The organism is Streptomyces recifensis, assembly GCF_002154615.1.
Taxonomy (GTDB): domain Bacteria; phylum Actinomycetota; class Actinomycetes; order Streptomycetales; family Streptomycetaceae; genus Streptomyces; species Streptomyces griseoluteus.
Map to the genome: position 1 here is coordinate 1 of NZ_MUNH01000503.1, position 9,758 is coordinate 9,758.

General features: G+C 71.3%; 10 protein-coding genes. All 10 read left to right on the forward strand.

What is annotated here, in order from left to right:
* Positions 1-505 (forward strand): 30S ribosomal protein S4 (gene rpsD, locus CCN33_RS24105; protein WP_086695594.1); only part of this gene is annotated, 505 nt, incomplete at its 5' end.
* A 180-nt stretch (positions 506-685) separates the two neighbouring features.
* Positions 686-1,129 (forward strand): DUF948 domain-containing protein, encoded by a 444-nt coding sequence (locus CCN33_RS24110; protein ID WP_031180163.1) that lies wholly within the window; start codon positions 686-688, stop codon positions 1,127-1,129.
* Between the two features lie 8 nt (positions 1,130-1,137).
* Positions 1,138-1,485, forward strand: coding sequence for a hypothetical protein (locus CCN33_RS24115; protein ID WP_030810645.1), 348 nt, complete (start codon positions 1,138-1,140; stop codon positions 1,483-1,485).
* On the forward strand, positions 1,485-4,157 hold the full coding sequence (gene alaS / locus CCN33_RS24120) for an alanine--tRNA ligase (protein WP_086695595.1): 2,673 nt from the start codon (positions 1,485-1,487) through the stop codon (positions 4,155-4,157). The genes CCN33_RS24115 and alaS overlap by 1 nt, the downstream gene beginning before the upstream one ends.
* Positions 4,158-4,168: 11 nt before the next feature.
* Complete coding sequence (gene ruvX, locus CCN33_RS24125; protein ID WP_086695596.1) at positions 4,169-4,633, forward strand: Holliday junction resolvase RuvX; 465 nt, start codon at positions 4,169-4,171, stop codon at positions 4,631-4,633.
* Positions 4,634-4,755: 122 nt separating this feature from the next.
* A complete protein-coding gene (mltG, locus tag CCN33_RS24130) occupies positions 4,756-6,381 on the forward strand; it encodes an endolytic transglycosylase MltG (protein ID WP_086695597.1) in 1,626 nt (541 codons plus the stop codon).
* A complete protein-coding gene (locus tag CCN33_RS24135) occupies positions 6,371-7,210 on the forward strand; it encodes a shikimate dehydrogenase (RefSeq protein ID WP_086695598.1) in 840 nt (279 codons plus the stop codon). Before mltG ends, CCN33_RS24135 begins: the two co-directional genes overlap by 11 nt.
* A 177-nt stretch (positions 7,211-7,387) precedes the next feature.
* The gene (gene aroC / locus CCN33_RS24140) at positions 7,388-8,572 is read left to right on the forward strand and encodes a chorismate synthase (protein ID WP_086695599.1); all 1,185 of its coding nucleotides are present in this window, start codon (positions 7,388-7,390) and stop codon (positions 8,570-8,572) included.
* Complete coding sequence (locus CCN33_RS24145; protein WP_086695600.1) at positions 8,569-9,087, forward strand: shikimate kinase; 519 nt, start codon at positions 8,569-8,571, stop codon at positions 9,085-9,087. Before aroC ends, CCN33_RS24145 begins: the two co-directional genes overlap by 4 nt.
* Positions 9,084-9,758, forward strand: a 675-nt coding sequence (locus CCN33_RS24150; protein WP_140394646.1) for a 3-dehydroquinate synthase family protein, incomplete at its 3' end; no start/stop codon positions are given. The genes CCN33_RS24145 and CCN33_RS24150, both read left to right, overlap by 4 nt.

The window sequence follows — 9,758 nt, forward strand, 5'->3', positions numbered from 1 at the left end:
CGGCCGCGGCCGCAAGCAGAACTCGGACTACAAGGTCCGTCTGCTCGAGAAGCAGCGTCTGCGCGCGCAGTACGACGTGTCCGAGCGCCAGCTCGTCCGCGCCTACGAGCGTGCCGCCAAGGTCCAGGGCAAGACCGGTGAGGCCCTGATCATCGAGCTCGAGCGCCGCCTCGACGCGCTGGTCCTGCGTTCGGGCATCGCCCGCACGATCTACCAGGCCCGCCAGATGGTCGTCCACGGCCACATCCAGGTCAACGGCCAGAAGGTCGACAAGCCGTCCTTCCGCGTCCGTCCGGACGACGTCGTGCAGGTCCGCGACCGCTCCAAGGACAAGACGCTCTTCCAGGTCGCGCGCGAGGGTGGCTTCGCCGCCGACGGCGAGACCCCGCGTTACCTCCAGGTGAACCTCAAGGCCCTGGCGTTCCGCCTGGACCGTGAGCCGAACCGCAAGGAGATCCCGGTGATCTGCGACGAGCAGCTCGTCGTCGAGTACTACGCCCGCTGATCCCAGCCCCGGCGCAGCACCACGGCCCGTCGTCCCCCCGCCCTCCGGCGGACGGGACGGCGGGCTCGCGCGTTCCCGGCATCCCCGTCGGAGCCCGGTAATCCGGTACGGAGCCCCGCCGGTGGCGCGATAGGCTCGGTGCACGACTTTATCGATGCTCAAGCACGTTTCAGGGAGCTGGTGCGCACAGTGTCCGGTGGAGAGGTTGCCGGGATTCTGGTGGCCGTCTTCTGGGCGATCCTGGTCTCCTTCCTCGCCGTAGCGCTGGCGAGGCTGGCCCAGACGCTCAAGGCGACCACCAAGCTCGTCGCGGACGTGACCGACCAGGCCGTCCCGCTGCTGGCGGACGCGTCCACGGCGGTGCGCTCGGCGCAGACCCAGATCGAGCGTGTCGACGCCATCGCCTCCGACGTACAGGAGGTGACGTCGAACGCCTCCGCGCTCTCCTCCACCGTCGCCTCCACCTTCGGCGGCCCCCTGGTCAAGGTCGCCGCCTTCGGCTACGGCGTCCGCCGCGCGCTCGGCGGCCGCGACGAGGCCAAGCCCGCGAAGACGCCGCGCCGTACGGTGATCGTGGGCCGGACGGTCCCGGCCGCACGGCGGGGCAAGCGAAAGAAGGACTGAGGACCGCGATGTTCCGCCGTACGTTCTGGTTCGGCACCGGCGTCGCCGCCGGTGTGTGGGCCACCACCAAGGTCAACCGCAAGCTGAAGCAGCTCACCCCCGAGAGCCTCGCCGTCACCGCGGCCAACAAGGCGCTGGAGACCGGGCACCGGCTCAAGGACGCGGCGGTCGGCTTCGCCCTCGACGTCCGCGACAACATGGTCCAGCGCGAGGCGGAGCTGGAGGAGGCGCTCGGCATCCACGAGAGCCCCGCCCTGCCGGAGCCCCGGCGGATCACCGCCATCGAGAACAACAGCAGCACAGTGAAGTACATCGAGAACACGACGTACTCGTACAACCGGAATGAGGACCACTGATGGAGTCGGCCGAGATTCGCCGCCGCTGGCTGAGCTTCTTCGAGGAGCGCGGGCACACCGTCGTCCCTTCGGCGTCGCTCATCGCGGACGACCCGACTCTGCTCCTCGTCCCCGCCGGCATGGTGCCCTTCAAGCCCTACTTCCTGGGTGAGGTCAAGCCGCCCTTCCAGCGCGCCACCAGCGTGCAGAAGTGCGTGCGCACGCCCGACATCGAAGAGGTCGGCAAGACCACCCGCCACGGCACCTTCTTCCAGATGTGCGGCAACTTCTCCTTCGGCGACTACTTCAAGGAAGGCGCCATCAAGTTCGCCTGGGAGCTGCTCACCAGCCCCCAGGACAAGGGCGGTTACGGCCTCGACCCCGAGCGCCTGTGGATCACCGTCTACAAGGACGACGACGAGGCCGAGCGCATCTGGCACGACGTCGTCGGCGTGCCCAAGGAGCGCATCCAGCGCCTGGGCATGAAGGACAACTACTGGTCCATGGGCGTCCCCGGCCCCTGCGGCCCCTGCTCCGAGATCAACTACGACCGCGGCCCCGAGTTCGGCGTCGAGGGCGGCCCCGCCGTCAACGACGAGCGGTACGTCGAGATCTGGAACCTCGTCTTCATGCAGTACGAGCGGGGCGAGGGCATCGGCAAGGACGACTTCGAGATCCTCGGGGACCTGCCGAGCCAGAACATCGACACGGGCCTCGGCCTGGAGCGCCTCGCCATGATTCTGCAGGGCGTGCAGAACATGTACGAGATCGACACCTCCATGGCCGTCATCGAGAAGGCCACCGAGCTGACCGGTGTGGCCTACGGCGACGCCCAGGCCTCGGACGTCTCGCTGCGCGTGGTCACCGACCACATGCGCACCGCCGTCATGCTGATCGGCGACGGCGTCACCCCCGGCAACGAGGGCCGCGGCTACGTGCTGCGCCGCATCATGCGCCGCGCCATCCGCAACATGCGCCTGCTGGGCGCCGACGGTCCCGTGGTCAAGCCGCTGATCGACGTCGTGATCGCCATGATGGGCCAGCAGTACCCCGAGCTGATCACCGACCGCGAGCGCATCGAGAAGGTCGCCGTCGCCGAGGAGAACGCCTTCCTCAAGACGCTCAAGGCCGGCACCAACATCCTCGACACCGCCGTCACCGAGACCAAGCAGTCCGGCGGCAGCATGCTCTCCGGCGACAAGGCGTTCCTGCTCCACGACACCTGGGGCTTCCCGATCGACCTCACCCTGGAGATGGCCGCCGAGCAGGGCCTCTCCGTGGACGAGACCGGGTTCCGCCGCCTGATGACGGAGCAGCGGGAGCGCGCCAAGGCCGACGCCCGCGCCAAAAAGACCGGCCACGCCGACCTCGGCGCCTACCGGGAGATCGCGGACGCCTCCGGCGCCACCGACTTCATCGGCTACAGCGACACCGAGAGCGAGACCACGATCGTCGGCATCCTCGTCGACGGCGTCTCCTCGCCGGCCGCCACCGAGGGCGACGAGGTCGAGATCGTGCTCGACCGCACCCCGTTCTACGCCGAGGGCGGCGGGCAGATCGGTGACACCGGCCGCATCAAGGTCGACACCGGTGCCGTCATCGAGGTCCGCGACACCCAGAAGCCGGTGCCGGGCGTCTACGTCCACAAGGGCGTCGTCCAGGTCGGCGAGGTCACGGTCGGTGCCAAGGCCCAGGCGTCCATCGACGCCCGCCGCCGCAAGGCCATCGCCCGTGCCCACTCGGCCACCCACCTGACCCACCAGGCGCTGCGCGACGCCCTCGGCCCGACGGCCGCCCAGGCCGGTTCGGAGAACCAGCCCGGCCGCTTCCGCTTCGACTTCGGCTCCCCGGCCGCCGTCCCGACGGCTGTGATGACCGACGTCGAGCAGAAGATCAACGAGGTGCTCTCCCGCGACCTGGACGTGCACGCCGAGGTCATGGGCATCGACGAGGCCAAGAAGCAGGGCGCCATCGCCGAGTTCGGCGAGAAGTACGGCGAGCGGGTCCGCGTGGTCACCATCGGTGACTTCTCCAAGGAACTGTGCGGCGGCACGCACGTGCACAACACCGCCCAGCTCGGCCTGGTGAAGCTGCTCGGCGAGTCCTCCATCGGCTCCGGCGTGCGCCGGATCGAGGCGTTGGTCGGCATGGACGCCTACAACTTCCTCGCCCGCGAGCACACGGTCGTCAACCAGCTCAGCGAGCTGATCAAGGGACGCCCGGAGGAGCTGCCGGAGAAGGTCTCCGCGATGCTCGGCAAGCTGAAGGACGCCGAGAAGGAGATCGAGAAGTTCCGCGCCGAGAAGGTGCTCCAGGCCGCCGCCGGTCTCGCCGGGTCGGCCAAGGACGTGCGCGGTGTCGCCCTGGTCGCCGGCCAGGTCCCGGACGGCACCACCCCGGACGACCTGCGCAAGCTGGTGCTGGACGTGCGCGGGCGCATCCAGGGCGGCCGGCCCGCCGTGGTCGCCCTGTTCACGGTGAACAACGGCAAGCCGCTCACCGTGATCGCCACCAACGAGGCGGCCCGCGAGCGCGGCCTCAAGGCCGGTGAGCTGGTCCGCACCGCCGCCAAGACCCTCGGCGGCGGCGGTGGCGGCAAGCCGGACGTCGCCCAGGGCGGCGGCCAGAACCCGGCCGCCGTCGGTGAGGCCGTCGACGCCGTCGAGCGCCTCGTCGCCGAGACCGCGAAGTAGGCCGGACCGTCATGCGCAGAGGACGCCGGCTCGCCATCGACGTCGGGGACGCCCGGATCGGGGTCGCCTCGTGCGACCCCGACGGAATCCTCGCCACCCCGGTGGAGACGGTCCCGGGCCGCGACATCCCGGCCGCGCACCGCAGGCTGCGGCAACTGGTCGAGGAGTACGAGCCGATCGAGGTCGTCGTCGGACTCCCTCGCTCCCTCAAGGGGGGCGAGGGTCCGGCGGCGGTCAAGGTGCGCGCGTTCACCCAGGAGCTGGCACGGGGCATCAAGCCGGTGCCGGTCAGGCTGGTGGACGAGCGGATGACCACGGTGACGGCCAGTCAGGGACTGCGCGCCTCGGGCGTGAAGTCCAAGAAGGGCCGCTCCGTGATCGACCAGGCGGCCGCGGTGATCATCCTGCAGCAGGCGCTGGAATCCGAACGGGTGTCAGGTGCACCACCCGGCGAGGGCGTCGAAGTGGTCATCTGATCGCGGTGCGGTAACGTTCCGCGCGATGCGGCGGTGTTCGAACAGCCGCCGCACAGCAAGAGGCGGAACGGAAGCCGGTCCTGGAGCCGGGCGACCGTCGGCCTCGCGGCTCTAGGGGATCGATGACTGAGTATGGCCGGGGCCCAGGCACCGAACCGTGGCATCCGGAGGACCCGTTGTACGGGGACGCCGGGTGGGGAGCGCAGGCGGCCCACGCGGGACAGCAGTACCCCTACGGCGGCCAGCCACAGCACCCGCAGTACGACGGCTGGTCCCAGGACCAGCAGCCGCACTACGGGGGTCAGCAGTACCCCCAGTACGACGGTCACGGCCAGCACTTCGATCCCCAGCAGACCGGTCAGCACCCGCATCCCCAGCAGCACCAGGGCGGCTGGGACGCCACGGGCACGCACGGCCATGTGCCCTACGCGGCCGATCCGGGCGACCCCTACGGGCAGCACCCCGTCGCCTACGGCGCCGAGCAGCCCGACCTCTACGGCACCGAGGACGCCTACCCGCCGCCCCAGCCGCCCGGCCACCGGGACCCGGAGCCCGACCACGATTCCGGCTGGGACCCCCGGGGCGACGACGATCACCCCGTGCCCCCCGGGGACGACGACGGCACGGAGGAACCCGCCGAGCGGCGCGGCAAGGGCCGCAAGCCCGTCAAGAGCAAGAAGGGCCGCACCGGCTGCGCCCTGATGGTCGTCGTCCTCGTCTTCGGCGGCGGCCTCGGCGGCGTCGCCTACTTCGGCTACCAGTTCTACAAAAATCGTTTCGCCCCCGCCCCGGACTACGCGGGCAGCGGCAACGGCGAGACGGTGACGGTCGAGATCCCCAAGGGTGCGGTCGGCGCCGACATCGGCCGCAAACTGAAGGAGGCGGGCGTCGTCCAGAGCGTCGACGCCTTCGTCTCGGCCCAGCTCGCGAACCCCAACGGCAAGTCCCTCCAGGACGGCGTCTACACCCTCCAGAAGCACATGTCCGCCGCCAGCGCGGTGGAACTGATGCTCAGCCCGAAGAGCCGCAACAACCTGATCATCGCCGAGGGCACCCGCAACGCGGCCGTCTACGCGCTGATCGACAAGCGGCTGAAGCTGGCGAACGGCACCACCCAGAAGGTGGCCGCGAAGGAGTACAAGTCCCTCGGCCTACCCGCCTGGGCGCTCAACCACCCCGGCCTGAAGGACCCGCTGGAGGGCTTCCTCTTCCCGTCCAGCTACGCCGTCGGCAAGGACCAGAAGCCCAAGGACGTCCTGAAGGCGATGGTCGGCCGGGCCAACGACAAGTACACCGCTCTGGGCCTGGACAGGAAGGCGTCCGAGGTCGGGCTCGAATCGCCCTGGCAGCTCCTGACCGCCGCGAGCCTGGTCCAGGCCGAAGGCAAGACGCACGACGACTTCCGCAAGATGGCCGAAGTCATCTACAACCGCCTCAAGCCGGACAACACCGAGACGAACCAACTCCTCCAGTTCGACTCGACGTACAACTACCTCAAGGGCGCCAGCAACATCCACATCTCCGAGAAGGAGATCAACGGCGACCGGAGCGCGTACAACACGTACACCAACAAGGGTCTGCCGCCCGGTCCGATCGGGAACCCGGGTGACGAGGCGCTCAACGCGGCCCTGTCCCCGACGCACGAGGGCTGGATGTACTTCGTGGCGACGGACGGCATGAACAAGACCGAGTTCGCCAAGACCTACGACGAGTTCAAGGCACTCAAGGACAAGTTCAATGCCAACTAGGGCCACCGGCACCCGCCGGGCCGCCGTGCTCGGCAAGCCCATCGCCCATTCGCTCTCCCCGGTGCTGCACCGGGCCGCGTACGCCGAACTCGGGCTCGACGACTGGTCGTACGACCGGTTCGAGGTCGACGAGGCGGGGCTGGCCGGGTTCTTCGAGGGGCTGGGGCCCGAGTGGGCCGGGCTGTCGTTGACGATGCCGCTCAAGCGGGCGGTGATGCCGTTGCTGGACGAGGTCAGCGAGACGGCGGCCTCCGTGGACGCGGTGAACACCGTGGTGTTCACCGAGGACGGGCGGAAGGCGGGCGACAACACCGACATCCCCGGCATGGTGGCCGCGCTGCGCGAGCACGGGATCGAGGAGGTGGAGTCCGCCGCCGTCCTCGGCGCCGGCGCCACCGCATCCTCCGCTCTCGCCGCTCTCGCCCGGATCTGCCCGGGCGAGGTCGTGGTGTACGTCCGCAGCGCCGCCCGCGCCGCCGAGATGCGGGAGTGGGGCGAGCGCCTCGACATGGACGTCCGCACCGCCGACTGGGCGGACGCCGCCGAGGCCCTGCACGCGCCCCTGGTGATCGCCACCACCCCCGCCGGCACCGCCGACGCCCTCGCCACCGCCGTACCCGAGCGCCCCGCCACCCTCTTCGACGTACTCTACGACCCCTGGCCCACCGAGCTGGCGGCCCGCTGGTCGATGTTCGGCGGGGCCGTGGTCGGCGGCCTGGACCTGCTGGTCCACCAGGCGGTGCTCCAGGTGGAACGGATGACCGGCCGTACCCCGGCCCCGCTGGAGGCCATGCGCCGGGCGGGCGAGCGGGCCCTCGCCGCCCGCTGACCCGCCGCACCCCGCCCCGCGCCCGGGTCCCGAAATCCGGACCGAGGCCCGGATACCGGGCCCGGCGTGGGAGGATCGGAGGTGGCGGGCCGGGATCGCGCACCCGGTCGGGCCGCCGCCGTACGCGCGGACACGCGTAAGCGGGGCAGTACCGGGCGCGAAATCTGAGGAGCACCGTTGAGCAGGCTGCGTTGGCTGACCGCGGGGGAGTCCCACGGTCCCGCACTCGTCGCGACGCTGGAGGGACTTCCCGCCGGCGTGCCGATCACCACGGAGATGGTGGCGGATCATCTCGCGCGGCGGCGGCTCGGCTATGGGCGTGGCGCGCGGATGAAGTTCGAGCGTGACGAGGTCACGTTCCTCGGCGGTGTGCGGCACGGGCTCACGCTCGGCTCCCCGGTGGCGGTCATGGTGGGCAACACCGAGTGGCCGAAGTGGGAGCAGGTCATGGCGGCCGACCCGGTGGACGAGGAGGTGCTGGCCGGCCTCGCGCGCAACGCCCCGCTGACCCGCCCGCGCCCCGGCCACGCGGACCTCGCCGGCATGCAGAAGTACGGCTTCGACGAGGCCCGGCCGATCCTGGAGCGGGCCTCCGCGCGGGAGACGGCGGCGCGGGTCGCGCTCGGCGCGGTCGCGCGGTCGTACCTGAAGGAGACCGCCGGGATCGAGATCGTCAGCCACGTCGTGGAGCTGGCCGCCGCGAAGGCGCCGTACGGCGTGTACCCGACCCCGGCCGACGTCGAGCGGCTCGACGAGGACCCGGTGCGCTGCCTGGACGCGGACGCCTCCAAGGCGATGGTCGCGGAGATCGACCAGGCCCACAAGGACGGCGACACCCTCGGCGGCGTGGTCGAGGTGCTGGCGTACGGCGTCCCGGTCGGCCTCGGCTCGCACGTGCACTGGGACCGGAGGCTGGACGCCCGGCTCGCGGCCGCCCTCATGGGCATCCAGGCGATCAAGGGCGTCGAGGTCGGCGACGGCTTCGACCTGGCCCGCGTGCCGGGCTCGAAGGCGCACGACGAGATCCTCAGCACCCCCGAGGGCATCAAACGCGCCACCGGCCGCTCCGGCGGCACCGAGGGCGGTCTGACCACCGGTGAGCTGCTGCGGGTGCGCGCGGCGATGAAGCCGATCGCCACCGTGCCGCGCGCGCTGGCCACGGTCGACGTCGCCACCGGCGAGGCCGCGCAGGCCCACCACCAGCGCTCCGACGTCTGCGCGGTCCCGGCCGCCGGCATCGTGGCCGAGGCGATGGTGGCCCTCGTCCTCGCGGACGCGGTCGCGGAGAAGTTCGGCGGCGACAGCGTGACCGAGACCCGGCGCAACGTCCGCTCCTACCTCGACAACCTGGCGATCGGATGAGCGCCGCGCCCGTGGTCGTCCTGGTGGGCCCGATGGGCGTGGGCAAGTCCACCGTCGGACGGCTGCTGGCCGACCGGCTGGGTGCCGCGTTCCGGGACACCGACGACGACATCGTGGCCGCTCAGGGCCGCACCATCGCCGAGATCTTCGTGGACGACGGCGAGGACGCCTTCCGCGCGCTGGAGAAGCGCGCGGTGGCCGAGGCGGTCGCCGGGCACGCGGGGGTCCTCGCGCTGGGCGGCGGCGCCGTCCTCGACGCGGACACCCGGGCGCTGCTGACCGCGCAGCGGGTGGTCTACCTCTCGATGGACGTCGAGGAGGCAGTGCGCCGCACCGGGCTGAACGCCGCCCGCCCGCTGCTCGCCGTCAACCCGCGCCAGCAGTGGCGCGCGCTGATGGAGGCCCGCCGCCATCTGTACGAAGAGGTCGCCACCGCCGTCGTGCCGACCGACGGACGCGGTCCCGAGGACGTCGCCCGAGCCGTCCTGGACGCACTGGAGTTGAAGGAAGCATGAGCGAGGCAGTCACCCGCATCCCGATCGCCGGCACGGCGGGCACCGACCCCTACGAGGTCCTGGTGGGCCGCCAGTTGCTGGGCGAGCTGGGCGGACTGATCGGCCAGAGGGCCAAGCGGGTCGCCGTCATCCACCCCGAGGCGCTCGCCGAGACCGGCGACGCGCTCCGCGCCGACCTGGCGGAGCAGGGGTACGAGGCGGTCGCCATCCAGGTGCCCAACGCCGAGGAGGCGAAGACCGCGGAGGTCGCCGCATACTGCTGGAAGGCCCTCGGCCAGTCCGGCTTCACCCGCACCGACGTGGTCGTGGGCGTCGGCGGCGGCGCCACCACCGACCTCGCCGGCTTCGTCGCGGCCACCTGGCTGCGCGGGGTGCGCTGGATCGCCGTACCCACCACCGTGCTGGCCATGGTGGACGCGGCGGTCGGCGGCAAGACCGGCATCAACACCGCCGAGGGCAAGAACCTCGTCGGCGCCTTCCACCCCCCGGCCGGCGTCCTGTGCGATCTGGCCGCGCTGGACTCCCTCCCGGTGCACGACTACGTCTCCGGGCTCGCCGAGGTCATCAAGGCCGGCTTCATCGCCGACCCGGTGATCCTCGACCTCATCGAGTCCGACCCGGAGGCCGCCCGCACCCCGGCGGGACCGCACACCGCCGAGCTGATCGAGCGG

Excerpts from the sequence above, each read along its gene's own strand:
- alaS (WP_086695595.1), top strand. The coding sequence starts at position 1,485 with ATGGAGTCGGCCGAGATTCGCCGCCGCTGGCTGAGCTTCTTCGAGGAG.
- CCN33_RS24115 (WP_030810645.1), top strand. The coding sequence starts at position 1,138 with ATGTTCCGCCGTACGTTCTGGTTCGGCACCGGCGTCGCCGCCGGTGTG.
- CCN33_RS24145 (WP_086695600.1), top strand. The coding sequence starts at position 8,569 with ATGAGCGCCGCGCCCGTGGTCGTCCTGGTGGGCCCGATGGGCGTGGGC.
- ruvX (WP_086695596.1), top strand. The coding sequence starts at position 4,169 with ATGCGCAGAGGACGCCGGCTCGCCATCGACGTCGGGGACGCCCGGATC.
- CCN33_RS24135 (WP_086695598.1), top strand. The coding sequence starts at position 6,371 with ATGCCAACTAGGGCCACCGGCACCCGCCGGGCCGCCGTGCTCGGCAAG.
- mltG (WP_086695597.1), top strand. The coding sequence starts at position 4,756 with ATGACTGAGTATGGCCGGGGCCCAGGCACCGAACCGTGGCATCCGGAG.